The following is a 24192-nucleotide window of genomic DNA, read 5'->3' as shown; positions in this document are numbered from 1 at the left end:
CGCGCGAAACCGGGGCGTCGGACTGCGAGAACTCGGTCAAGACGGTCACCCCCCGGAGACGCGGTTCGAATGTATGTTCGACTGTACCCGTGATCTCGCTGGCGCGCAACGAATTTCGCAGGCGGTTTCGATTGTGGAATGTGTCGGTGGCGTCTGATAAAGAGTGCCCGCAGGTTGGCCCTTACGGCATACGGGTAGGGGGTATATAGTCGGACGCATGAGTGCTACATCGACCCATCATGGGCACTACATGGGTACGCACGAAGGTCACCAGCACGCTGGTGGCGACCACGGCGGTCACGCCGACCACGTCGGCCGTTTTCGCCGATTGTTCTGGATCATGTCGGTACTGGCGATCCCGACGGTGGCGTTCAACGAGATGTTCGCCCACCTGATCGGTTATTCACTCCCTCACCACGGGTGGGTCACGTGGATCTCGCCGGTACTGGGCACGGTCATCTACTTCTGGGGCGGCCGGCCGTTCCTCACCGGTGCGGTCGCGGAGGTTCGGTCCCGCGCCCCGGGGATGATGCTGCTCATCGGGCTGGCCATCACCGTTGCCTTCGTCGCGTCGTGGGGCGCGAGTCTCGAGTTGCTGGACAGCGAGCTGAACTTCTGGTGGGAGCTGGCGCTCCTCGTCGTGATCATGCTCCTGGGGCACTGGGTCGAGATGCGGGCGCTGGCCCAGACGACGTCAGCCCTCGACTCGCTGGCTGCGTTGCTGCCAGACGAGGCGGAGAAGGTCGACGGTGCCGGAGTGGTCACCGTCCCGGTCTCTGAACTGGAGGTGGACGACGTCGTACTCGTTCGGCCCGGTGCATCGATCCCGGCCGACGGGGAAGTCATCGACGGCACTGCGGATGTAGACGAGTCGATGATCACCGGTGAGTCGCGGCCGGTCCGACGATCGGTCGGGGAGCGGGTGGTCGCCGGGACCGTTGCCACGGATTCCGCGGTCCGTGTCCGGGTCACCGCGATAGGTGGCGACACCGCGCTGGCCGGGATCGAACGGCTCGTCGCCCAGGCACAGGCCTCGTCGTCGCGGGCTCAACGTCTTGCCGACCGCGCCGCCGGGTGGCTCTTCTGGTTCGCTGTCGCCGCGGCGGCTGTCACGGTGGTCGTCTGGACGTCGGTGGGCATGCCCGACACTGCGGTCGTCCGGGTGATCACGGTGCTCGTCATCGCCTGCCCGCATGCTCTGGGTCTGGCCATCCCGTTGGTGGTGTCGATCGCGACGGAGCGTGCGGCGCGTGGGGGAGTCCTGATCTCCGACCGGCTGGCCCTCGAGACGATGCGGTCGGTCGACGCCGTGCTCTTCGACAAGACCGGGACGCTGACCCGTGGCGCTCCGACGGTCCGCGCCGTCGAACCCGCGGGCGGTCGTACATCGGACGAGGTGCTGGTGCTGGCCGCGTCGGCGGAGGCAGACAGCGAGCATCCGCTCGCGGTTGCGATCGTCGAGGCCGCCCGGCGTCGGGACCTGAAGGTGTCGGAGGCGCAGGACTTCACCTCGTCGCCTGCGGTGGGTGTCTCGGCGCGCGTCAACGGAATGTCCGTCGCGGTGGGCGGGCCGAGATTGCTCGACAGACAGGGTGTCTCAGAGCTGCCGATCGCCACGGCCTGGGGTGACGAAGGAGCGATCATCCTTCATGTGATCGCCGACGGTGAGGTCGTCGGCGCCTTGGCACTGACCGACGAGGTGCGACCGGAGTCGCTCGAGGCGGTCGACGGTCTCCGGCGTCGTGGGGTCGAGGCGGTGATGGTCACCGGGGATGCGCGGGCGGTGGCCGAGGATGTGGCACGGGAGCTGGGGATCGATCGCGTCTATGCCGGTGTTCGGCCGGAGGGCAAAGCCGAGAAGGTGGCCGAACTGCAGCACGAGGGCAAGCGGGTCGCGATGGTGGGGGACGGGGTGAATGATGCGCCGGCACTCGCGCAGGCCGACGTCGGCATCGCCATCGGAGCCGGTACCGACGTCGCCATCGCCTCCGCGGGTGTGATCCTGGCGTCCTCGGACCCGCGGTCGGTGCTCTCGGTGATCGAGTTGTCCCGGGCGAGCTACCGGAAGATGGTGCAGAACCTGTGGTGGGCGGCCGGGTACAACCTGATCTCGGTCCCACTCGCCGCCGGTGTGTTGGCGCCGATCGGATTCGTGTTGCCGATGAGCGTGGGTGCGATCTTGATGTCGGTGTCGACGGTTGTCGTTGCGCTCAATGCCCAGCTGCTCCGTCGGCTCGATCTGTCTCTCGATCGGCAAGCGCCACGCTGACTGCGATCAGATGACCCGACGCCTGTCGTGCCATGGGCTCGACTCCGCTGTCGCCCGGCGGTTCCGAGCCCTGCTTGGTATCTGCGGAAGAGCGCCACGAAGGGTTTGTCATCGAGAACGGCGACATCACGCTGGTGATCTCACTCACACAGGGTCATTTGTCCAAGGCTGGCCTACCTGCATCAGCATCTGAAATACAGTGTGCTGCAATGCCATCCGGTTTCGTATATGAAACGGGCCCTTACGTGCGACGAAAATATTTTCTCGGATTCTTGAAATCGTCCCGTAATAGTCGAATATTCATATCTACTGGCAAGTAACAACGGCTCGGAAAAGGGGGACGAAAGTCCCTCTCCATCCGAGCCTGTTGTTTCATCTCCCCAACGATGTGAAGATTTGTGACATCCCCTCATGAAATGCTCTTTCTCTGCGCGTAAGCCCCGCCATGCGTGCGACACAACAGAAAAACAGTCTCAGTTCGGCCGCTCTCGATCTGCGCGCCATTGGGCAATCGGTCTCGGTGGAATAGCGCTCACCGCGAGTGTTGCGGCAACCGCATTCGGTGGCGCTGGTGCCGGCGTCGCCGCTCCGGCTCCGACGGTTCCCACGTTCAATCTCTTCATTCCCGGGACCTGGGAAACGGATGCGGCTGCTGATCCCACCCATGCAACGGGCGCGCTGGCGGGGGTGGCCGACTCGATCTCGCGGACACACGGCGACTCGGCGACCATCTACTTCCTCCCGTATATGGCCCGCGCCTTCGACAACGGGCGGACGTACGCGGACAGCAAGGCCACCGCGATCGCGAACGCCTCGAAGGTGCTCGCCGACCGTGCGGAAGCCGACCCCGACCTGAAGTTCACGATCAGTGGCTACAGCCAGGGTGCGGACGCGGCGGGGGATCTCGCCGCGGCGATCGGCAACGGCGACGGCCCGGTTCCAGCGGACAGGGTGCTCGCGGTCGGCCTCCTCGCCGACCCCGGCAACGGAACGGCCGGCCAGAAGACCGTGGGTCCGAAGCCGCGCGGAATCGGGATCGCCGATCCGCGTCCCGAGGGGATGGGCAAGCTGTCCGGGAAGGTCACGAGCATCTGCGCCCCCTCCGACCTCTACTGCTCCATCGACAAGCGGCGCCATCCTGTCCTCGGCAAGATCGGCACCGTCCTCAGTGAGGGGGCGGAAGAGGTGGCGGACGCCGTCGAGACCGCGATCGACGTCATCGGCGCGATCGCCAGGATCGACTACGCCGGTCTGGGTGCCGATATCGGTCGATTTCCGCAGCTCATCGGGGTCGGAGACCTTCGGTCAGCCCACAAGGTCGCGGGGCGGGTGAACACGCAGCTGCGCCCGTTCGTGAAGCTCGCGGACACGGTCGACTACGCGAAGACCGCCCGCATCCTTGACCTCATCCCGGACCAGACGGGCCTCGCCAAGGTCGGCGCCTCGATCTGCCGTGTGCTCGACCGGGTGGACATCGAGCGGACCGCGAACCTGGTCGGGGAGGTCCAGGAGCTGACCTGGACGGCGGCGGGATCGGTGGGTGCTCGCGTCGGAGCCGCGTCCCTCCCGGACACCGAGGTCTCGGCCGAGGAGGTTGTCGAGTTGGGCAAACAGCTCGCCTCACTGGTGGCGGATACGGCTGTCGATGTCTCCGACGGCGAGGGCGAGGGGGAGAAGAAGGGCAGCGGGGTGTTGTCCGAGCTGATCTCGCCCGAGTTCAAGGAGCTCGGCAAGGAACTGGCCAAGATCGTCGCGGGGCAGGCCGTCAGCGACCCCGCGTCGCTGATCCGTGACGCTGTCACGGCAAAGGACTTCTACTCCGGTAACTCGCACACGAACTACGCCAAGCTCGTCGTCGATGAGGCCGGCCGGAGCGCGATCGCCTGGCTGGGCGTCTGGCTGGCGGACACCATCAACAAGGCCGGCGCGGAGGTGGAGCGCGACTCCGAGTAGTCGGCCTTCGACCCGGTTTGCCAATAACCGTTGTCGAAATATCAATGATCATTGTCGCGAATAACAATGCTTATTGTCATTATCGCAATGGTCATTGTCGTAAATTTCGGGACACTAACGAAGTGGGTCGAATGACCATCGAATAAGTAGTCTGAACGGTCTACAAATAAGACAACGGGCGTATCCAGAAATCGGTACATATGACCAAAAGGCGGTGAGTCACTTCACACGATTGATCTGCAAAAACAGGTAACAAAAAACGCAAAACAATCTAAATTACTCGTGAGTAGCAATGAGCTACGCCCCCGCAGAATGATGGACGGAAGATGACCAACAACCAGACCCCCACCAGCGCCCCCCTGACCGACGAAGAGCGCAACCGCAAGAGCCGCAAGCGCAAGGCGATCCTCGCCTCCGGTGCAGTCCTCGGTGTCGGCGCGGTGGTCACGCTCGCCGCGTGGAACGACACCGTGTTCGGTGCCGGAACCTTCGGTATCGGCGACACGGCGTGGAACGTGCAGGGCAGCACTAGCGGCGTCGAGGGCTCTTACGCCGAGTACGCGACGAACACCACCTCAGGACCCATCGCGTTCAACGTCGACCTCAACGTCGATCCAGCGCATCTGATGCCCGGTCAGACTGCCAAGGGCAAGTTCTGGCTCAAGGAGACGCACAACAAGATGCCGGCCGACATCGTCATCCAGCCTGCGGCAAATGCCGGGAACACCCTCGGCCAGGCTCTGCTGGTCACCATCAAGGAGGGCTCAACGACACTGCTCAGCAATTCGCCGCTGAGTGCTACGGGTGCTGCAGCAACTGCGGCCAAGTTCACGATCCCCAAGGGTGGCACCAAGGTCGTCGATTTCGAGGTGACCCTCCCGGCGAACGCCAACCCGAGTGCGATCACGGACACGAGTGTCACCGCGCTCTGGGAGATGCGCGCGCAGAGCGTCGGCTGATGATCATGCTCGATCCGGCGGTGCGGTAGTCCTTCCAACCCTGAAGCTGCCGCCGGATCGAGGGTTTCACGCGATACGCGTTGCCCCGCCTGCCCAGCGAATCCGCACCACCAACCCAGAGAGACGGCTCGATGACGACGACCGCGAATCCCGGTACCGACCGACCCGACACGAACGTGTCCGGGATCCGGGACTCGTGGACGGTGACCGCGCCGGCAAGGGGCGTGGCACCCGCCCCGCGTGCGGTGTGGGCGTCGGCTCCGGGGGCGTACATCCCGGCTTCTGACGCGCCGACCATGCCCATTCCGCTGGTGCCGCTGCCGCCGGCAACGGACTCGACGCCCACCGAGTCGCTGTCCGTCGAGTCGCACTCAGCGCGTCCGGGGACGCGCTCGCTGGGGAGTCGGCTCGTCGACTGGGCGCTGAACATCCTCGCCGTGTTCGGCGTCCTGTGCATCGCGCTGACAGTCCTTGCGTTCGTGGGCAATTACACGATCATCATGTTCAAGACCGGCTCGATGGACCCGACCATCCCGCAGGGGTCCATCGCTGTTGTGCACGAGATCCCGGCGACCGAGGTGAAGGTCGGCGACATCATCACCGTCGACCGCGGGGTCGGTCTGAAGCCGATCACTCACCGGGCCATCGCCGTACAGCAACTCGGCGGTGGCGAGGCCCTCATCGAGATGCAGGGCGACGCGAACCCGAACCCCGACCCGGAGCCCTACCGCGTCAGCCAGGTACGCAAAGTCGTCTGGCATGCGCCGGGCCTCGCGAAGCAGATCGTCTGGTTGTCGAATCCCTACGTCCTCGGCGCCATCACCCTTGGCGCGGCACTCCTCGTCTTGTGGGCCTTCTGGCCGAAGTCGGCCACCGGTCGCCGCGAAGACGAGATCGCCGAATCCTTTCGCTCCTGAACGCACTTCCCCCGCAACTCAAAGAGACACACGGCAAGCATGAACCTCACCAATCGCAGCAAGATCCTGATCTCCGTCGTCGGCCTGATCGCTATTCTCGGCGTGGTCGCGCAGGCGACCGGCGTGCTCGCGGCCTGGAACGACAAAGTCTGGGGCAGCACCACGTTCTCGCGTGCTGCTGCTCTTGACGGGTACGCGCGCTCCATTACCGCGCACGCCAAGAACCAGCGACTGATCACCGGTGGAGAGTTCACTGTCAACAGCGCCACGCATACCTACCAGTCCGCAGGGACCACATGGTCTCCCAACCAATCGGATTGGGTCCTGAACTACAACTCGGGGTTCGCCGGTGTCGGTCTGGTGGCTGCGCGGGGTCGCTCGTTCGCGGAGTTCACCCGAAACGGCGGAAACATCGAGGGCGCGGCCAAGTCATGGGCAAAGGAAGTAAAGGCGATCCCGGCGCCATCGTTGATCAACCCGCTGAACTCGGCTCTGTCGGTCCTTGACACGCGCACCAGTGAGTTCTATGCCGAGGTTGACTGCAAGTCGACCGATTACGGGGGAAATGTCACCCCACGAGCGGTCGCGCCCACAGGTAATGGCATCTACCTCGGCATCGAGTCGAACAACAGAATTCCGGTTCCTGCCGCCAATGCTGCCCCTACTGTGATCGACGACAACGCCGTCGGCTACCACGTGGATGGGGTCTTCCAGAGCATCGCTGTCGCGACCGGCAAACGTGCCCTGTCGACGCTGGTTCTGCATCTCGACGTCAAGACCCTGATCACTCGCACCCCTGTCTGGGAGATCACCATTCAGTTGGTGCGTGCCGAATGCGCCGTCGGAGAGCCACTTCCCAACGCCACTCAGACGGTCGCTGCCGGCGCAGCTGCGCGCATGGCCGCCCTCGCCCCGACCTCCGAGAGCACCACGCCGTCCGAGTCCGCGGAGAGCTCGGCGGCAGAGAGCTCCGAGTCGGAGAGCTCCGCGAGCTCGAGCACCGAGAAGTCGGCGTCCGAGAGTTCCTCGTCAGCAAGCTCTTCCGAGAGCGAACCCGCCGAGACCCCGGTCTTGAAGCAGGGCCCGACGACGCCGACCGATGTCGATGTCGGGGAACGGTTCCCGGTGACTGCGACCGACGGAACCGACCTCGGTACGGCGACGATTCAGAAGGTCGAGTCCACGGCTCCTTCGGACGGTGCACCGGCGACAGTCGCGGTGAAGATGTCCGTGACAACGTCGGATACCGACGACGACGGACGATTGTCGTCGATCGACTGGGATGACTTCGCACCGATGGTCGGGGGAGTGCAACAGGCACCCGGGCCGGCGCCGAACGAGGGGCCGGAGTTGCCGGACCAACTGACGCCTGGCCAGACCTACACCGGCTGGGTGACGTTCACCGCGCCCGGCGCGGCCGGCAAGGCGATCTGGAAGCCCGAGGGCACAGCGGGATTCACGTTCGTCCTGCCGGACCCGGAGGTGCCGGTGACCTCGACGACGTCCACGCCCGCACCCATCGCCAACGCGCCGGATACCAGCGAACCGGAAGCGGCCCCGACCGAGGATGCACCCGCGGCCGAGTCGCCCGCCGCAGAAACCGAGGACTCCGACCCGGTGCCCACTCCGGAGAAGAAGAGCCGGACGCGGTCGAGTTCCGGCGAGTCCGCGTCTGATCCCTCGGACGAGGAGTAACCGGTTGAACATCGCGTTGCGTTTTGTCCCGTAACCCGGGACAAAACGCAACGGGAACTTTCGTGTCAGGAGTCCTGAGTCAATCCGGCGAGAGCACTTGCAAGATAGTCGTCTTCGGCGTCGTTGCCGGGTAACTCGAGTGCGCGTCGGTAGGCGGCGGCCGCACCGTCGTGATCGTCGAGCTCCGCGAGCGTGAGTGCCCGCGCGACATGGAACGGACGGTAGCGGTCGAGTGCGGCGTTCGACGCCAACCGGTCGAGCATTTCCAGCCCTCGTGACGGTCCGAAAGCCCGCCCGATGGCGACCGCCCGGCCAACGCGCACGACCGGGCCGGCGTCGTGAGCCTCGAGCAGGCGGTAGAGGACCGCGATCTGTGCCCAGTCCGTCTCGTCGGCGGTTCGGGCCTCCGCGTGGACCGCGGCGATCGCCGCTTGGATCGTGTATGCGCCCGCGTCTTGCTGGGCCGCAGCGGATTCGGCGATCGCCGTGCCCTCAGTCACCAGCGCTCCGTCCCACCGGGTTCTGTCTTGGTCGGGCAGCGGTACCGGACGGCCGTCGGAGTCCACCCGAGCGGGCCGCCGAGACTCGGTGAGCAACAGCAGCGCGAGAAGGCCCTTTGTCTCGGCGCAGGGGAGCAGCCCCTGAAGAGTCCGCGCGAGGGAGATGGCCTCGGCGGTGATGTCGTCGCGGATGTGTGAGCTGCCCGTCGACCGTGCGTAACCCTCCGAATAAAGCAGGTACACAACACGTAAGACGCCGCCGAGACGGGCGGGTAGGTCGTCGGGGCGGGGCGCATGGAACGGGACACCGAGTGCCTTGATCCGCTTCTTCGCGCGCACGAGTCGCTGTTGGGCGGTCGGAACGGGGATCAGCAGTGCGTGCGCGACCTCCTGCGTGGTCAGGCCGGCGACGAACCGCAACATGAGGGCGATCCGGTCCTCGACCTTCAATACCGGGTGGGTACACGCGAAGAACATGCCGAGACGTTCGTCGGGCAGCGCTTCCTGCGCGATGTCGGCGGGGTCGCCGAAGTCGGCCGGGACGGGTGCTCGGTCCGAATCATTCTGCAGCTGTACCAGTTTCCCGGCGAGGACGTTCTCCCTGCGCAGCGCATCGAGCACCCGACGCTTGGCCGTCGTGATCAGCCATGCTTCCGGCGACTCGGGGACGCCGGTGTGCGGCCAGGTGACCAGGGCTTGGGTCAGAGCGTCCTGCAGGGCGTCCTCGGCACGGTCGAGGTCGCCGAATCTCTTGGTGAGAGTGGCGATGACACGTGTGCGGACGTCGCGGTCGATCATGGCGACCGCTCGACGGGCGACGGGTTCTGCGCCCGCCGAGCGGTCGGATGGCCCGGTCACGGTTCAGTACGGTGCGAGCGGCCGGATCTCCACGTGCCCGCCGGGTGCCGATCCCGGGCTACGACGAGCCCACTCGATCGCCTCGTCGATGTCGGCGACGTCGATGACGTAGACACCGCCGACGAACTCGCGAACTTCGGCAAACGGACCCGACGACGCCACCACACGCTCGCCGGTGCCGTTGGTGTGGACGACCGCGCGTTCGTCCTCGAGGGCGAAGGAGCTGACCACGACGCCGGCCTCGGTGATTTCTTCGTCGAAGGCGAAGAACTCCTCGGGTGTGGCACCACCCTCCTCGCCGCACGCCGGGTCGTCGACATGTCCCATGAGCAGCAGTGCGTATTTCATCGTTCCTCCAGTCATCTGCCGCCGGACCGGAGTGGCCCGACACCATGGTGACGTACGGCCCGACCTGATATCGACAGCCGGCCGAAAACTTCTCACCGGGAAACGAAAAGTGGGAGGTCCGAAATCGGACCTCCCACTCGTCGGGGTGGATGACGGGACTCGAACCCGCGACAGCCAGGATCACAACCTGGTGCTCTACCAACTGAACTACATCCACCATCGGCATCGGATGCCGGGGCTTGCGCGCCCGGTCTCAGAGCCAAGAACACTCTAGCGGGTAGATACCGCAGAACTCCAATCGGTTATCTGACCTGCGTTTTCAGGCGGGTCCGAGATCCTCGACGATCTTCGCGAGCGCATCGACGTCGGGGCCGGGAGCCGGCACGAAGGCCGCCGCGCGGTAATAGCGGAGCTCGCGGATCGACTCGCGGATGTCGGCGAGGGCACGGTGGGCGAGGCCCTTGTCGGGCTGCCCGAAGTACACCTTCGGGAACCAGCGTCGGGCGAGTTCCTTGATCGAGCTGACGTCGACCATGCGGTAGTGCAGGTAGGCGTCGAGTTCGGGCATGTCGCGGGCGATGAAGCCGCGGTCGGTGGCGATCGAGTTGCCGGCCAGCGGGACGGCACCGGGCGTCGTCACGTGTTTGCGGATGTAGTCGAGCACCATCTTCTCCGCCTCGGCGAGCGTGACGGTGGACGCACGTACCTCTTCGGTGAGACCGGAATCGGCATGCATCTTGGTCACCACGTCCGGCATCGACGCGAGAGCCTCGTCGTCGGCGTGGATGACGACGTCGACGCCGTCACCCAGGATGTTGAGGTCACCGTCGGTGACCAGGGCTGCGATCTCGATCAACTTGTCCGACTCGAGTCGGAGGCCGGTCATCTCGCAATCGATCCACACCAGTTTGTCCTGCACCCGACAACCTTAACGAACCGTCCCGACAAGCCCGCGTCAGACGGAGAACAGCGGTCCTCCGCGGGCTATTGTGTCCCTCGTGACCGAAGCCCTCAGCCCTGCTCAGACCATCGCCGCCGGCTACGCCTTCACCTCCACCTCTCTCGAACTCGGGACGGTGTCGGTGGACGGCCAGGTCGACGCCACCGCGTCGGTGCGCATCCCGCTCGCGATGATGAACCGGCACGGCCTCGTCGCCGGCGCCACGGGTACCGGCAAGACCAAGACGCTGCAGTTGCTGGCCGAACAGCTTTCCGCCAACGGTGTGCCCGTGGTGATGGCCGACATCAAGGGTGACCTGTCGGGATTGAGCCGCGAGGGCGTCAGCAACGACAAGATCGTCGAACGCGCACAGCAGACCGGCGACTCCTGGCAGCCCGCCGCTCACCCCGTCGAGTTCGTCTCGCTCGGTGACACCGGCATCGGCGTGCCCATCCGCGCGACCATCACGTCTTTCGGCCCGATCCTGCTCTCCAAGGTGTTGGGGCTCAACGACACCCAGGAATCGACCCTCGGCCTGATCTTCCACTGGGCCGACAAGAAGGGCCTGCCGTTGCTCGACCTGAAGGATCTGCGGTCGGTGATCGCATTCCTCACCGGCGACGAGGGCAAGGAAGAACTCAAGAACATCGGCGGGGTCTCGCGTCAGACCGCGGGGGTGATCCTGCGTGCCCTGACCAACCTCGAGGCCGACGGCGGCGACACGTTCTTCGGTGAGCCCGAGATCGAACCCGCCGACCTCATCCGCCTCGCCGCCGACGGTCGCGGCATCATCACGCTTTTCGAACTCGGCGCACAAGCTGCCCGGCCCGCACTGTTCTCCACTTTCCTGATGTGGATCCTGGCCGACCTCTTCGAGTTCCTGCCCGAGGTCGGTGACCTCGACAAGCCGAAGCTGGTCTTCATCTTCGACGAGTCGCACCTGCTGTTCGACGACGCGTCGAAGGCGTTCATCGACCAGGTCGTGCAGACGGTCAAGCTGATCCGCTCGAAGGGCGTGGGCGTCTTCTTCTGCTCGCAGCTGCCCACCGACATCCCCAACGAGGTGCTCTCGCAGCTCGGCGCCCGCATCCAGCATGCGTTGCGTGCCTTCACACCTGACGATCAGAAGGCGCTCAAGAAGACGGTCAAGACCTACCCGATCTCGGAGGTCTACAAGCTCGAGCAGGTTCTCACCTCGCTGGGTACCGGTGAGGCCGTGGTGACGGTGCTGTCGGAGAAGGGTGCGCCGACCCCCGTCGCGTGGACCGTTGTGCGTCCGCCGCGGTCGTCGATGGACGCCATCGGGGCGGAGGCGATCACCGCCGCCGCCAAGGCGAGCCCGCTGTACGCGAAGTACGGGCAGTCGATCGACCGCGAGTCGGCCTACGAGATGCTCGCCGCCAACACGCTGGCGCCCGGCGAGTCCGCCGACGCGCCCGCGCCGGCGCCCATCCCGGTTCCGGCACCCGCTCCCGCGCCGGCTCCGAAACGTGCTCCGGCACCGAAGCCTGTTCCGGAGGAGCCGGGCATCCTCACCGAGGTGCTGACCAGCAAGCCCATGCAGAGCTTCCTGCGGTCGGCGGCCAGCGCTGCGGGACGCGAGTTCAGTCGCGCGATCTTCGGTACCGGGCGGCGCCGCAAGCGGTGAGAAGTGTTCCGCGCGAGACCTACTCGGCGCTGAACTTCCGGTAGAACCCACCGACGATCGGCGCGACGACGGCGCGCGGGGTGTACCCGCCGGCCACCGACATGGCCTTCGAGAGGGTGCCGGGGACGACGCGCATCTTGTTGTGCGCCAACGCGTCGAGGCTCATCTCCGCGACCTTCGCCGACGAATGCCAGAGGAAGTCGGGGACGACCTTGTCCACGATCGATTCCTCTTCCGGCGTCGGAGTGTGGGTGCGGACGGGCCCGGGCGCGAGCAGCGTGACGTGGACGCCCTGGGACGAGACCTCACCGCGCAGCGATTCGCTGAAGGTGTTGACGAAGGCCTTCGACGCGGCGTAGGTGGCGTTGTTCGGGATCGGCATGTTGCCGGCCGCCGACCCCACCATGAGGATGCCGCCGGCGCCGCGCTTCACCATTTGGGGGAGCACCGCGAGAGTGAGATCGTGAACGGCGTTGACGTTCAGGAGGACCTGGGACTTCTCGTAGGCGGCGTCGAGCTCGGCGACGGGGCCGAAGGTGGCGATGCCGGCGTTGTTGCAGAGGATCGAGATCTCGCGTTCGGCGAACTCGGCGGCGAGGACCTCGACCTTGGTCGGGTCGGACAGATCGACGGCGCGGACCTCGACGGCGACATTGTGCGCCGTGCGCAGTTCGCCGGCGAGTTCCTCGAGGAGCTCACCGCGACGGGCGACGAGGATGACCGAATGGCCACGGGCGGCCAGCGCCCGGGCGAGCTCGCGGCCGATACCGGAGGAGGCCCCGGTGACGACGGCGCGTGCGTTTTCTGAAGGCGGCGGTACCGGCATGGGAGCAATCGTAGCGGCCGCTGCGCCCCGGCCCGAGGAGAGCCGGAGCGCAACGACAGCGGGTTCTTCCTGTCAGTCGATACCGGCGGCGACCTCGGTGCCCTGCCGGATCGCCCGCTTGGCGTCGAGTTCGCCCGCGTAGTCGGCGCCGCCGATCACATGGGTGGTGACGCCGGCGAGGGTCAGCGGATCGATGAGCTCGCGCACCGATTCCTGGCCCGCGCAGATGACCACGTTGTCGACCTCGAGGAGGCGGGTCTCGGTCACGTTGCCCTCGTCGTCGCGGAAGCTCAGGTGCAGACCCTGGTCGTCGATCTTGTCGTAGGTCGCGCCGCTGATCTGCTCGACGCCCTTCATCTTCATCGTGGCGCGGTGCACCCAGCCGGTCGTCTTGCCGAGCGACTTGCCCTGCTTACCGGACTTGCGCTGCACCATGTAGACCTGACGCACCGGCGGCAGGGGACGGGGCTTGGTGACGAAACCGGGCTTCTCCGGATCATCGGTGACACCCCATTCCTGTTCCCATTCCTTCAGATTCAGCGTCGGCGACTCGTCGGTGGTGAGGAACTCGCTGACGTCGAAACCGATGCCGCCGGCGCCGATGACGGCAACCCGCTTACCGATCTCGCGGTGGCCGAGAACGGCGTCGGCGTACGACATCGCCATCGGATGGTCGACGCCGGGGAAACTCGGGATGCGCGGCACGACGCCGGTGGCGACGATGACGTCGTCGAACTTCTCCGCGATGAGGGTGTCGGCGTCGACCCGGGTGTTGAGTCGGACGTCGACGCCGAGGACCTCGAGCTTGCGGGTGAAGTAGCGGATCGTCTCGTTGAACTCCTCCTTGCCCGGGATGCGGGCGGCGATGGAGAACTGGCCGCCGATGGACTTGCCGCCCTCGAACAGCGTCACCTTGTGGCCGCGTTCGGCGCTCGAGACGGCAGCCGACAGGCCGGCCGGACCGGCGCCGACGACGGCCACGCGCTTGGCCTTGCGCGTCGGACTGAGGACCAGCGTGGTCTCGCGCCCCGCTCGCGGGTTCACCAGGCACGACACCTTCTTGCCGACGAAGGCGTGGTCGAGGCAGGCCTGGTTGCAGCCGATACAGGTGTTGATCTCGTCGGCGCGTCCCTCGCGGGCCTTGTTGGCCAGGTGGGGGTCGGCGAGGAACGGGCGGGCCATCTGGATGGCGTCGACGCGGCCGTTGGTGAGGATCTCCTCGGCGAACTCCGCGGTGTTGATGCGGTTGGCGGCGATCAGCGGGATCGAGACCTCGTCGCGGAGACGCTCGGTGAACTTCACGAAGGCGCCGCGGGGGACCGAGGTCACGATCGTGGGGACCTGGGCCTCGTGCCAGCCGATGTCGGTGTTGATCGCGTCGACGCCGTGTTCCTCGGCCTTGCGTGCCATGAGGGCGATCTCGTCCCAGGTCTGGCCCTTGCGAACCAGGTCGGCGATCGACTGACGCAGGATGATCGGGAAGTCGCGGGGGACCTGACGGCGGATCTCCTTGATGACCTCCACGAGGAAGCGCTGCCGGTTCTCGGTGTTGCCGCCCCACTTGTCGGTGCGGTCATTGGTGTGCGGACACAGGAACTGGTTGATCAGGTATCCCTCGCCGCCCATGATCTCGACGGCGTCGTACCCGGCCTTGCGGGCCAGCTTGGCCGACTGACCGAAGGTCTTGATGACGTGCCGGATGATCGGCTCGGTCATCCGCAGGTGCTTGAACGGGTGGATCGGCGACGGCTCCTTGCCCGGCGCGACCTTGAACGGGGTGTACCCGTAACGGCCGGCGTGGATGAGCTGCATGGCGATCTTGCCGCCCTCGTCGTGCACGGCCTTGGTGACGCGCTGATGACGCTTCCAGTCGAGGGTGTTGGTCATCTTGCCGCCCGCGAACATGAGCAGACCGGTACGGCTGGTGCCGAACCCGCCCGTGATGATCAGTCCCGCACCACCTTTGGCGCGTTCGGCGAAGTAGGCGGCGAGCTTGTCGGTGTCCCAGAGACGATCCTCGAGACCCGTGTGCATCGACCCCATCACCAGACGGTTCTCGATGGTCATGCCGCCGATCTGCAGCGGCGTGAACAGGTGTGGGTAATACGGGTTGGGTTGTGCCGTGTGGGCTGACATGGCGCGACCTTTCATCTCGGTGTCGTCGTGACGTTTCGTGCGTGTATCGCTCTGTCTGGGTGGGGCGTTCGTGCAGTCACCGGCGGCGGTGGTTCACATACCGGCGAGTTCGCGTTCGAGTGCCGGGATGACCTCGTCGCACCACTCGATGTAGCCCTCCTCCTGCCGGATGCCGCCGCGCAGCACGAGGTACTGGTGGAGCTTGCGGCCGGTCAGGGTGTCGGGTTCGGGGTAGTAGTCCTCCTGAAACCCCTTGAACAGCTTCAGTTGTGCGACGTGCTCGTCGCGGTGGGCCTTGAGCTCGCCGATGATGGCGGCGAGGTCGCCGAACTCGGCGGCGCGGAGTTTGACGCCGATGTCGCTACGGAGTGATTGCCGTGGGGTGGGGCTCATCGCCCACTGCGCCAACGCATCCCGGCCGGTGTCGGAGATCGTGTAGACCTTCTTGTCCGGGCGGCCGTCCTGGCTGATCGACTCGACGCTGACGAGTCCGTCGTCGAGGAGCTTCTTGAGCGTCCGATAGATCTGCTGGTGGGTGGCCGACCAGAAGTAGCCGATGGATCGGTCGAATTGCTGACCGATCTCGTAACCCGTGCCGGGTCGCTCCGCCAGCGACACCAGAATCGCATGTTCGAGCGCCATGTGAGCACGCTAACACTGCAACAGCGCACTATGCAACAAGGTGCGTATGAGTCTTGTTGCATATGGAAGGGGTAAGCGCGGGGTAAGGGGAGCGGGCACGCCGTGAGTGCCGCAAACTGTTGCGCATGACTGAACCGGGGACGAGATCCCAGAACCTGCTGTCGTGGAAGCTCACGACGAACACCGTGGTGGCACCGGAGGAACGGCTGACCTGGCCGAAGACCGTGAGTATCGGTCTGCAGCACGTGGTCGCGATGTTCGGTGCGACCTTCCTGGTGCCGGTGCTCACCGGGTTCCCGCCGTCGACGACCCTGCTCTTCTCGGGTATCGGCACCATCCTGTTCCTGCTGATCACCCGTAACCGTCTGCCCAGCTATCTCGGCTCGAGCTTCGCGATCATCGCGCCGGTCACTGCGGCGGTGGCCTCCGACGGTGCATCGTCGGCGCTGGGTGGCCTGGTCGCGGTTGGTGCGCTGCTCGTCATCATCGGTCTGATCAGCCATTTCGCCGGCGTGAAGTGGATCGAGACGCTCATGCCGCCGGTGGTGACCGGCGCGATCGTGGCACTGATCGGCCTCAACCTGGCTCCGGCCGCGAAGAACAACTTCGTCGAGGACCCGGTTCTCGCGACCATCGTGCTGGTACTGCTCGTTGCCTCGGCGGTGCTGTTCCGGGGCCTTCTCGGGCGTTTGGCGATCTTCCTCAGCGTCGCGTTCGGCTACGTGTTGGCGCTCGTCCTCGACTGGATCGACTCCGACAACGACTACATCGACACCTCCGGCATCGCCGACGCCGCGTGGGTCGGCCTGCCCGACTTCCAGACCCCGACCTTCGATCTCGGTGTCCTGCCGCTCTTCCTCCCCGTCGTCCTGGTGCTCGTCGTGGAGAACATCGGTCACGTGAAGTCGGTGGCGATGATGACCGGCAAGGACTACGACGACACGATGGGTCGCGCGCTCGCCGCCGACGGTCTCGCAACGATGCTCGCGGGCAGCGGTGGAGGTTCGGCAACGACGACCTACGCCGAGAACATCGGCGTGATGTCGGCGACCAAGGTCTACTCGACCGCGGCCTACTGGGTGGCCGGTGCGGCGGCGATCCTGCTCGGCCTGTCGCCCAAGGTCGGTGCGGTGATCGCCGCGATCCCGCCGGGCGTCCTCGGTGGCGTCACGACCGCCCTCTACGGCCTCGTCGGCATCATCGGCGTGCAGATCTGGGTCAGCAACAAGGTCGACTTCTCCAAACCGATCAACCAGTTCACCGCGGCGATCCCACTCATCATCGGCATCGCCGACTACACCTGGCAGATCGGCGATCTCGTGTTCGCCGGTATCTCGCTCGGCTCGGTGGCCGCCCTGGTGATCTACCACTCGATGCGGATCATCGGCGGCTGGCGCGGGACGGTGGTTCCCGACAAGTCCTGACCGGTCGACCTCGTTTCGGCTGCGCGAGCTCGATCGAAAGTCGCGTCGTCGAGATGAGGTCTGGCAGTCGGCCGTCACCACGGGAGCCTCAGCGGGATGTCGGGGATCGGTCCCGGTAGGTCGATGTCCCCGTCGGCGCGGTCGTTGAACAGATACAGCCACCACAGCGGTGCGAACGCGGCACCAGGTGGAGGTGGTGGGAGTTCGGGGACATCCGGTTTGCGTTCGACGTACAGGTCGGGTTCCCGGCCGGTGATGACCTTCACCATGTTCCGGAAGGCCGTCGAGTCGGGGTCGTTCCAGTAACCGCCGTGGGTCTTGATCCCGCTGTCGTAGGTGCGGCCGTCGATCGTCACCGTGCCGGTGTCGAGGCGTGTCACGCCCGGCGCGGAATCGGGGTCGGAGCCATGCGGATTGCCGGGCAGGGACTGCGCGAGGTGGATCGGGTCGCCGGGAAAGGTCAGTGAATAGCGATCGACGCCGGCGGGGTGCGGCAGATCGTGCACTCCGGTCCCGGCCGACGAGGCGTAGATGACGCGGTCCGGTGTCAAGCCCAGCTGCTCGGCGGTCCCGACCACCACTCCGCCATACGAGTGCCCGATGTAGGTGGTGCTCGCCTCGGGTGCGTGGCGGGCGATCTCGGCGTCGAGTTCGGTTCCGAACAGTTCGAGCCGACGCGCCATGGCGGCGGCGAAGGCCGGACTCGTGGCCGCACGGAGGTCCGCCGGCAGATCGCCGTCGAGGTAGAGGAACACCGGGCCGCCCGTCTGTGCGGCGAGTTCGGCTGCGGTGCGCCGGTTGTCGCCGGCGGCGGTGTCGATGGTGGTGCCGGTGCCGGGGACATACGTCGCCGCATTCCGGGTGCCGGGGCGCAGCGATCCGATCATCTCGACGACGCGTCCCCGCGGTGTGTTCACGAAAGTCACGAATTGCCGCTCGACCGGGCCGGGCGCCAACATCTCTCGCAGTGTTCGGGCGCGACGCCCCTCACCCCGGCCGGCCTGGATCTCGTCGACGAGGGCGTTGCGGATGTTGATCTCGTTGGCCTGGATGCGTATCTCGAAGGGGACGCCCGGAAGATTGCCCATCACATGCGGATTCGCCTGGAGGAGGCGTCGGACGTCGTCAGGTTCCATGTGTTCGACGATCGTTCGGATCTGGGGTGCACCGAGGCTCTCGAGCGTGTGGACCGCCGCGTCGGCGTCCATCGTCCGGCCGCCGGGCAGGGTGACGTCGGGTTGGCCGTCGACCATGGCCGTCAGATCGGCGGCGAACTCGTCGAGCCGGGAGCCGTAGCGTTCGTCGAGGGCGTCGATCGCGGTGAGTCCGGAGGCGATGGTCTCGGAGACCTCGGCGGCGGTCGATGCTCGACGTGGATCCGGATGGGTGACGGTCCCGTCGTCGGCGACGTCGAATCCGGACGACGTCGCCGCGTCGACGATCCGTAGCACGTGATCGCGTGCATGGGACAGATCCGTCCCCGCGCCCGAGGCCTCGTCGGCGATCATCTGCAGCACGTTGCGGACCTCACCGCCGTGGTCGTGCTCCTGCCAGATCTTCTGATGTGCGGCGTCGTGGGTGCGCCCGCGCCAGGACCGTGCGGAATCGAGAGTCCGCACAGAGCGGTCGATTCCGGTGTCGACGGCTTCGGCGGCCAGGGTCGCCGCCGATCCGGCGTCGGTGAAGGTCTGCGGATTCCAGGTGCGCAGCGCCGAGATGGTGGGGCGCATCAGCGGGTTCGTAGTGAGTCGAACTTCGATGCCACCCGGGCATCCGACGCGACGGTGGTCGACACGAAGGTGTCGAGGAGTTCGCCCATCGTCAGCAGTCGGTCGCCGATCGACTCGACGGCGCGACGGGCGGGTTCAGCGGTGTCGCGGAGTGCACGCGCTACCCGGCTCGACGAACCCTGGACCTCGCCGATGGCTGCGGTGCCGATCGCGGAGATGGCGATGCCGTTGCCGCGCCACGACCTGACCACAGCCTCGATCTCGTCCGGCGACACCCCGAAAGTGCCGTTGTCCGAATCGTTTCTGCGTTCGGGTCGGGGAAACCACCGGGGCACAAGCGGGATGGGAGAAGGAATGGGGAACGGTACGAGCATGATCCTCCGCGACTCGTCGAGGACTGCGGCCACCCGGAGAGGTGGTGCAATTCTTGGACGCGCCGGGTGCCCCGCCGGTTCCGAGAAAATCGTTCGCCCCGGCCACGCGCGGTCGCTACGTTGGGGGCACTTCGACACAGGACAGGGGAGCCACCGATGCCGCAACCGGCTTGGCGCACGAGGACGGAACGGGCCGACGACATCGCGCGCGTCCATGAGATCAATGCCGACGCCTTCCCGACGTCGGAGGAAGCCGAACTGGTCGATGCGCTGCGTGTCGACCCGTCCTGGATCGACGGGCTGTCCTTCGTGTCCGTCGATGCCGACGATCGGCCCGTCGGCTTCGCGCTGCTGACGCGCTGTCACATCGACGACGCCCCGGCGCTGTGCCTCGCACCATGTGCGGTTGCCACCGACCACCAGCGCACCGGAGCCGGTTCAGCCGCGATCATCGCCGCGCTCGACGCGGCGCGCGAGATGGGGGAGAGCACCGTCGTCGTGCTTGGCCACCCCGACTACTACCCACGCTTCGGTTTCCGACGAGCCGTCGACCACGGCATCCGGCTCAGCGTCGAGGTCCCTGATGAAGCGCTCATGGTGCTCGGTCTCGACGGGACCGACATCCCGTCCGGGCTGGTCCATTACGCGGCGCCGTTCGGCATCTGAGCCCCCGGCGTAGTACAGAAACAGCAGTTAACAGGCGGTTTTGCGAGGACTATCGTTGGAATCGTGCCCCTGCACCACGTCGATCCGTACGCGAAACGGAGCCGCGTCTACCGGGCCAACGAGAGATTCGGACGGTCACGGTGGGGCAGAGGCTATGCCCTGCGCTACGGACACCGCTTCGACCCGATCATCTATCGCGCGACCGGCGGCCGCTACCCGTGGATCCTCGGCGCGATGGCCACCGCACCCCTGACGACGATCGGCGCCAGATCGGGGCAACAAAGGGAAGTGCAACTCATGTACTTCCACGATGGACGAGACCCGATCCTCATCGCCTCGAACGGCGGCGGGAACCACCACCCGGGGTGGTACCACAACCTCAAGACTCATCCCGAGTGCGAACTCGGCGGCGAGATGTTCAGGGCGACGGAGGTCACCGACCCGGACGAACGCGCCCGGCTCTTCGGACTCGCGGACCGTGTCTTCTCCGGGTTCGCCGAGTACCGGACGAATACCGCGGCGTTCGGTCGGCAGATCCCGATCTTCCGTCTCGAGCCGCGCTGACTTCCCGCGTGCTCGATCAGCGGTAAGGACTGACATGCGGTAATCCGGTGCGGCACCGCGGCGTGAGCGCCCCCGGCAGGATTCGAACCTGCGACCTAGGGATTAGAAGGCCCTTGCTCTATCCACCTGAGCTACGGAGGCTGGCCGGCGCCCGTGGCATCAGACACGGGGCGTCGGGCACATGGAGTTTACGACATGACCCCGGTTCCGCCGCAGGTGTGCCGCGCACCACGGCCTGACCAGGTCGGAGGGTGTGTCGTCGGCGCTCGGACCTACAGTTGAGGAATGACCCGCTCGTCGACGTCCGCCACGCCGGATCAGAATCGCGACGCGATGAACGAACCGCGCGGCGTCGTCACCGCGGTCCTCTGGGCGTCGGGATGGCTCGCCGCGATCGTCGCCGTCGCCGTCACCGCCGTCTCCGCGTCCACCGCACTCAAGCTGACCGGCGTCCCCGACCCCGGCCCGCTCACCACCTACGGCCTGCCGACGCTGACCGCGATCGGTGAGTTCGCGGCCGCGATCGCGCTCGGATGTGCGGTGTTCGCCGCGTTCTTCGTGCCGCCGCAGTCCGACAACGTCCTCGACGTCGGCGGCTACCGCGCCATCCGGATCGCGGCGTCGTCGGCGCTGGTGTGGTCGGTGTGCGCGCTGCTGCTGATGCCTCTGTCGGCGTCGGAGGTCAGTGGGTCGCCGCTCTCGGAGGCGATCAAACCCGCCAACCTGATCAACGCCTACGGCCAGGTCGCCGAGGTGCGCACCTGGTTCTGGACGGCGGTGTTCGCGCTGGTCGCGGCGATCATCGCGCGGACGATCCTCAAGTGGGGGCCGACGGTCGCGGTCATCGCGTTCACGATCTTCAGCCTGATGCCGTCGGCGCTGGCCGGGCACTCGTCGTCGGGCGGCAACCACGACATCGCCACCAACAGCCTCATCCTCCACCTGATCGGTGCGACACTGTGGCTCGGCGGGCTCGCCGCGGTGGTCGTCTACGCGCTTGCGTCCGGGCGGTGGCGGGCACTGGCGGTCCGACGCTTCTCGCGGGTCGCGTTCTGGTGCATCATCGTTGTCGGCCTCAGCGGCGTGGTGAACGCCGCCGTTCGCGTGCCCCTCGATCAGCTCTTCTCCGACACCTACGGGCAGCTCGTCATCGCCAAGGTCGCGGCGCTCGTCGTCCTCGGCGCTCTCGGTGCGTGGCACCGCCGGGTGACCATCGCCCAGCTCGAGTCGGACGAACGGCCGTCGCTGTTCGTCCGCTTCGGACTCGTGGAACTGGGCGTCTTCGCCGCCACCTTCGGTCTCGCGGTCGGCCTGAGCCGCACCCCGCCGCCGGCCCTCGACACCGCGAACGTCTCGCCGGTCGAGAACGCCATCGGCTACGACATCGACGGTCCGCCGACCTTCGTCCGGTTCTTCACCGACTGGCGTTTCGACCTCATCTTCGGTCTCGCCGCGATCGTTCTCGCGGTCGTGTACATCCGCGGAGTCGTGCGCCTGAAGCGCCGCGGTGACGACTGGCCGGTCGGCCGCACCTTCGCGTGGCTTCTCGGATGTGTGCTGCTGCTTCTGGCGACCTCGTCGGGCCTCGGGCGGTACGCCCCGGCGATGTTCAGCATCCACATGATCGCCCACATGCTGATGTCGATGATGATCCCGGTCCTGCTGGTCCTGGGTGGTCCGGTGACGCTGGCGCTGCGCGCACTCCCGCCGGCCGGTCGCGGCAACCCGCCCGGACCCCGCGAGTGGATTCAGGCCGGCGTGCACTCGGGGCCGTCGCGCTTCCTGACGCACCCGCTGATCGCGGCCATCATGTTCGTCGGCAGCTTCTACATCCTCTACCTCGGCGGTTTGTACGAGTCGGTGGTCGAGTACCACGCGGCGCACCTGCTGATGAACCTGCACTTCCTGCTCAGCGGCTACCTGTTCTACTGGCTCGTCATCGGGATCGACCCCGCACCACGACAGGTCAAACCGGTCGCAAAACTCGGCATCGTTCTCGGCTCGCTGCCGTTCCACGCCTTCTTCGGCGTGGCCCTGATGATGACCACGGCCGTCATTGCCGAGAACTACTACCGCGGCCTCAATCTGCCGTGGACCTACAACCTGTTCGACGACCAGCGCGCCGGTGGCGGAATCGCCTGGGCGGCAGGCGAGATCCCGCTTGTCGTCATCATGCTGGCCCTGCTGGTCCAATGGCAGCGCAGCGACACCCGGCAGGCGAAACGCTACGACCGCAACGCGGCCCGCGACCACGACGCCGAACTCGAGAACTACAACGACATGCTCAAGGAACTCAACAAACGAGGCTGAGCTCCAACGGGTCTCAGCTCGATCCCGTCGAGACCGCGCAGACGGACGCACCGGCCTGGGCCAGGGCGGCGACGTGCAGCGGGTCGAAACCTGCACCGGCGGCGGACCGAGCACTCGACACAGCCAGTTCCGGCGGGCAGCGCAGGGTCGTCACGATGTCGCGTGAGGCCGCGAGCTCATCGACGATCGCCACGTTGAACTCATTGATCGCCGCGCGGACCGGACCGAGATCCGGGGTGGCGGGCGGCGCGGCCTGTCCGGGCAACTCCCACAGGGCGAACAACCCGCGTTGGACCGTCTTGCTCGCCTCGATCTGGTCACGGAAGACGTTGCGTACGTAGGCGGGGTCGAGATTCCGGTCGACGGCCAGCTGCGACACGGTGTCGAGGACGACCTGTTCACGTGCGGGATCGTCGATGGCTGCACCGGATGCCCACTTCGATGCGGCGACCGCGTCGGCCAGTACGAGGCGACCGGCGACGGCGTCGGTCAGGCCCGACAAGGGAGGGGCCGGTGCCGCCGCGGACATGGGTGGCGCGGACAAAGGTGGCGCGACCAGCATCGTGGCCGCCGCGATCAGACCAACCAGGAACCCTCGCAGTCGCATGTCGCGATCCTATGGGCGGAACGCCAGAGGTGCCGGTGATCTGTGGGTAAACCACGGCGAGTTCTCCACAGCCCGATGACGTCCCCGTCTTGGGCCCATCTCGGGGGTGATGCTGATGCGGCCACACTTCCCGTGGCCGACACCAGTAGGAGACGACCATGTTTGAGACGTACACGACCGTCATCGGAACCGTTGTGTCCGAGCCCCGCCGACGCCAGACCACCACCGGCGAGGACGTGATCTCGTTCCGCGTGGCCTGCACCTCGCGCCGCATCGACAAGCGCAGCGGCGAGTGGGTGGACGGGCCGACGCTGTATCTGACGGTGAGCTGCTGGCGCCGACTCCTCGCCGGTGTCGGCCTCGCCATCGCGAAGGGGCGGCCCGTCATGGCGCACGGTCAGATCAAGACCAATGAGTACCCGACCGCCGACGGGTCACGCCGGTCCGATCTCGAGATGACCGCCGTCGCCGTGGGACTCGACCTGAGTCGCTGCATCGTCACCTACCGCGGCACGCCGTCGTCGGAGCGAGACATCGCGGCCGCCCTGCCGGTCGCCGCTGCGGGGAAGGCGGAAACCCAGACGGCTGCGTGAGTCTCGGTTTCGGAACGAGGTCGCATGCGAGCTCGATCCGGCCGCGCGACGGCGACCGAGGTCGTTCGGCCGGATCGACGTCGCACGCGACCTCATTTCGCCGAGCTCTGCTCCAGCGCCCATCGGCGGTCTCCGGGGAGTCGATGACTAGACTGGGTTGCTGTTGTGCCACGAGGGCCCACCTCCACTGTGCTCATGCCTCCCCGTGCGGGGGGTTTGCGGGAGGGGCCGCG

Annotated in this window: 20 protein-coding genes and 2 tRNA genes; 11 read left to right on the top strand and 11 right to left on the bottom strand. The window is 66.4% G+C overall.

Annotated features, from left to right (window positions below; genetic code table 11):
* Positions 1 to 217: 217 nt before the first annotated feature.
* From OK17_RS02830 to OK17_RS02810, 5 genes are all read left to right on the top strand, one after another.
* Complete coding sequence (locus OK17_RS02830) at positions 218 to 2269, top strand: heavy metal translocating P-type ATPase (protein ID WP_461416601.1); 2052 nt, start codon at positions 218 to 220, stop codon at positions 2267 to 2269.
* Between the two features lie 687 nt (positions 2270 to 2956).
* On the top strand, positions 2957 to 4222 hold the full coding sequence (locus OK17_RS02825; protein WP_461416600.1) for a cutinase family protein: 1266 nt from the start codon (positions 2957 to 2959) through the stop codon (positions 4220 to 4222).
* A gap of 326 nt (positions 4223 to 4548) precedes the next feature.
* A complete protein-coding gene (locus tag OK17_RS02820; RefSeq protein WP_154884040.1) occupies positions 4549 to 5181 on the top strand; it encodes a SipW-dependent-type signal peptide-containing protein in 633 nt (210 codons plus the stop codon).
* A 131-nt stretch (positions 5182 to 5312) separates the two neighbouring features.
* Positions 5313 to 6098, top strand: a complete 786-nt coding sequence (locus OK17_RS02815; protein ID WP_232719132.1) for a signal peptidase I — start codon at positions 5313 to 5315, stop codon at positions 6096 to 6098.
* Positions 6099 to 6137: 39 nt separating this feature from the next.
* On the top strand, positions 6138 to 7793 hold the full coding sequence (locus OK17_RS02810) for a hypothetical protein (RefSeq protein ID WP_461416599.1): 1656 nt from the start codon (positions 6138 to 6140) through the stop codon (positions 7791 to 7793).
* Between the two features lie 65 nt (positions 7794 to 7858).
* Here the strand turns inward: OK17_RS02810 and OK17_RS02805 are convergent, their stop codons facing one another.
* The 4 genes from OK17_RS02805 to orn form a co-directional block, all read right to left on the bottom strand.
* Positions 7859 to 9151 (bottom strand): RNA polymerase sigma factor, encoded by a 1293-nt coding sequence (locus OK17_RS02805; RefSeq protein WP_461416598.1) that lies wholly within the window; start codon positions 9149 to 9151, stop codon positions 7859 to 7861.
* A gap of 3 nt (positions 9152 to 9154) precedes the next feature.
* On the bottom strand, positions 9155 to 9499 hold the full coding sequence (locus tag OK17_RS02800) for a YciI family protein (protein ID WP_232719129.1): 345 nt from the start codon (positions 9497 to 9499) through the stop codon (positions 9155 to 9157).
* A 144-nt stretch (positions 9500 to 9643) separates the two neighbouring features.
* A tRNA-His gene (locus OK17_RS02795) sits at positions 9644 to 9716 on the bottom strand.
* 102 nt (positions 9717 to 9818) lie between these two features.
* Positions 9819 to 10418, bottom strand: coding sequence for an oligoribonuclease (orn, locus tag OK17_RS02790; protein WP_006866715.1), 600 nt, complete (start codon positions 10416 to 10418; stop codon positions 9819 to 9821).
* A 70-nt stretch (positions 10419 to 10488) separates the two neighbouring features.
* On the opposite strand from orn, the gene OK17_RS02785 reads away from it, so the two are divergent.
* On the top strand, positions 10489 to 12087 hold the full coding sequence (locus tag OK17_RS02785; protein WP_461416597.1) for a helicase HerA-like domain-containing protein: 1599 nt from the start codon (positions 10489 to 10491) through the stop codon (positions 12085 to 12087).
* A 19-nt stretch (positions 12088 to 12106) separates the two neighbouring features.
* On the opposite strand, the gene cmrA is transcribed toward OK17_RS02785, so the two are convergent.
* The 3 genes from cmrA to OK17_RS02770 form a co-directional block, all read right to left on the bottom strand.
* On the bottom strand, positions 12107 to 12913 hold the full coding sequence (cmrA, locus tag OK17_RS02780) for a mycolate reductase (protein WP_232719127.1): 807 nt from the start codon (positions 12911 to 12913) through the stop codon (positions 12107 to 12109).
* A gap of 72 nt (positions 12914 to 12985) precedes the next feature.
* Entirely contained in the window at positions 12986 to 15049 is a 2064-nt protein-coding gene (locus OK17_RS02775) for an oxidoreductase (RefSeq protein WP_461416596.1), read from the bottom strand.
* A gap of 93 nt (positions 15050 to 15142) precedes the next feature.
* A complete protein-coding gene (locus tag OK17_RS02770) occupies positions 15143 to 15691 on the bottom strand; it encodes a PadR family transcriptional regulator (protein WP_461416595.1) in 549 nt (182 codons plus the stop codon).
* A gap of 125 nt (positions 15692 to 15816) precedes the next feature.
* On the opposite strand from OK17_RS02770, the gene OK17_RS02765 reads away from it, so the two are divergent.
* Complete coding sequence (locus OK17_RS02765; RefSeq protein ID WP_461416594.1) at positions 15817 to 17115, top strand: uracil-xanthine permease family protein; 1299 nt, start codon at positions 15817 to 15819, stop codon at positions 17113 to 17115.
* 74 nt (positions 17116 to 17189) lie between these two features.
* Here the strand turns inward: OK17_RS02765 and OK17_RS02760 are convergent, their stop codons facing one another.
* Positions 17190 to 18845: an alpha/beta hydrolase gene (locus OK17_RS02760; RefSeq protein ID WP_461416593.1), complete on the bottom strand. Its 1656-nt coding sequence runs from the start codon at positions 18843 to 18845 to the stop codon at positions 17190 to 17192.
* Complete coding sequence (locus OK17_RS02755; protein ID WP_461416592.1) at positions 18845 to 19120, bottom strand: hypothetical protein; 276 nt, start codon at positions 19118 to 19120, stop codon at positions 18845 to 18847. The genes OK17_RS02760 and OK17_RS02755 overlap by 1 nt, the downstream gene beginning before the upstream one ends.
* A 255-nt stretch (positions 19121 to 19375) precedes the next feature.
* Here OK17_RS02755 and OK17_RS02750 point away from each other — a divergent pair, with 255 nt between their 5' ends.
* The gene (locus tag OK17_RS02750; RefSeq protein WP_461416591.1) at positions 19376 to 19885 is read left to right on the top strand and encodes a GNAT family N-acetyltransferase; all 510 of its coding nucleotides are present in this window, start codon (positions 19376 to 19378) and stop codon (positions 19883 to 19885) included.
* A 63-nt stretch (positions 19886 to 19948) separates the two neighbouring features.
* Positions 19949 to 20449: a nitroreductase/quinone reductase family protein gene (locus OK17_RS02745; RefSeq protein ID WP_461416590.1), complete on the top strand. Its 501-nt coding sequence runs from the start codon at positions 19949 to 19951 to the stop codon at positions 20447 to 20449.
* A 67-nt stretch (positions 20450 to 20516) separates the two neighbouring features.
* On the opposite strand, the gene OK17_RS02740 is transcribed toward OK17_RS02745, so the two are convergent.
* Positions 20517 to 20590: transfer RNA gene (locus tag OK17_RS02740), tRNA-Arg, on the bottom strand.
* Positions 20591 to 20734: 144 nt separating this feature from the next.
* Between OK17_RS02740 and OK17_RS02735 the strand changes: the two genes are divergently transcribed.
* A complete protein-coding gene (locus OK17_RS02735) occupies positions 20735 to 22759 on the top strand; it encodes a cytochrome c oxidase assembly protein (protein ID WP_461416589.1) in 2025 nt (674 codons plus the stop codon).
* A gap of 13 nt (positions 22760 to 22772) precedes the next feature.
* Here the strand turns inward: OK17_RS02735 and OK17_RS02730 are convergent, their stop codons facing one another.
* Complete coding sequence (locus OK17_RS02730) at positions 22773 to 23366, bottom strand: chorismate mutase (protein ID WP_461416588.1); 594 nt, start codon at positions 23364 to 23366, stop codon at positions 22773 to 22775.
* Positions 23367 to 23524: 158 nt separating this feature from the next.
* On the opposite strand from OK17_RS02730, the gene OK17_RS02725 reads away from it, so the two are divergent.
* Positions 23525 to 23959, top strand: coding sequence for a single-stranded DNA-binding protein (locus tag OK17_RS02725; RefSeq protein WP_461416587.1), 435 nt, complete (start codon positions 23525 to 23527; stop codon positions 23957 to 23959).
* Positions 23960 to 24192: the final 233 nt, after the last annotated feature.

It is taken from the genome of Gordonia sp. GN26, assembly GCF_054823965.1.
Note: the sequence above shows the minus strand (reverse complement) of the source record. Positions and strands in the feature narration are given on the sequence as shown.

Coding starts and splice junctions, on each gene's coding strand:
- OK17_RS02830 (WP_461416601.1), top strand. CDS start 218: ATGAGTGCTACATCGACCCATCATGGGCACTACATGGGTACGCACGAA.
- OK17_RS02820 (WP_154884040.1), top strand. CDS start 4,549: ATGACCAACAACCAGACCCCCACCAGCGCCCCCCTGACCGACGAAGAG.
- OK17_RS02815 (WP_232719132.1), top strand. CDS start 5,313: ATGACGACGACCGCGAATCCCGGTACCGACCGACCCGACACGAACGTG.
- OK17_RS02810 (WP_461416599.1), top strand. CDS start 6,138: ATGAACCTCACCAATCGCAGCAAGATCCTGATCTCCGTCGTCGGCCTG.
- OK17_RS02800 (WP_232719129.1), bottom strand. CDS start 9,499: ATGAAATACGCACTGCTGCTCATGGGACATGTCGACGACCCGGCGTGC.
- cmrA (WP_232719127.1), bottom strand. CDS start 12,913: ATGCCGGTACCGCCGCCTTCAGAAAACGCACGCGCCGTCGTCACCGGG.
- OK17_RS02775 (WP_461416596.1), bottom strand. CDS start 15,049: ATGTCAGCCCACACGGCACAACCCAACCCGTATTACCCACACCTGTTC.
- OK17_RS02770 (WP_461416595.1), bottom strand. CDS start 15,691: ATGGCGCTCGAACATGCGATTCTGGTGTCGCTGGCGGAGCGACCCGGC.
- OK17_RS02765 (WP_461416594.1), top strand. CDS start 15,817: ATGACTGAACCGGGGACGAGATCCCAGAACCTGCTGTCGTGGAAGCTC.
- OK17_RS02760 (WP_461416593.1), bottom strand. CDS start 18,845: ATGCGCCCCACCATCTCGGCGCTGCGCACCTGGAATCCGCAGACCTTC.
- OK17_RS02750 (WP_461416591.1), top strand. CDS start 19,376: ATGCCGCAACCGGCTTGGCGCACGAGGACGGAACGGGCCGACGACATC.
- OK17_RS02735 (WP_461416589.1), top strand. CDS start 20,735: ATGACCCGCTCGTCGACGTCCGCCACGCCGGATCAGAATCGCGACGCG.
- OK17_RS02730 (WP_461416588.1), bottom strand. CDS start 23,366: ATGCGACTGCGAGGGTTCCTGGTTGGTCTGATCGCGGCGGCCACGATG.
- OK17_RS02725 (WP_461416587.1), top strand. CDS start 23,525: ATGTTTGAGACGTACACGACCGTCATCGGAACCGTTGTGTCCGAGCCC.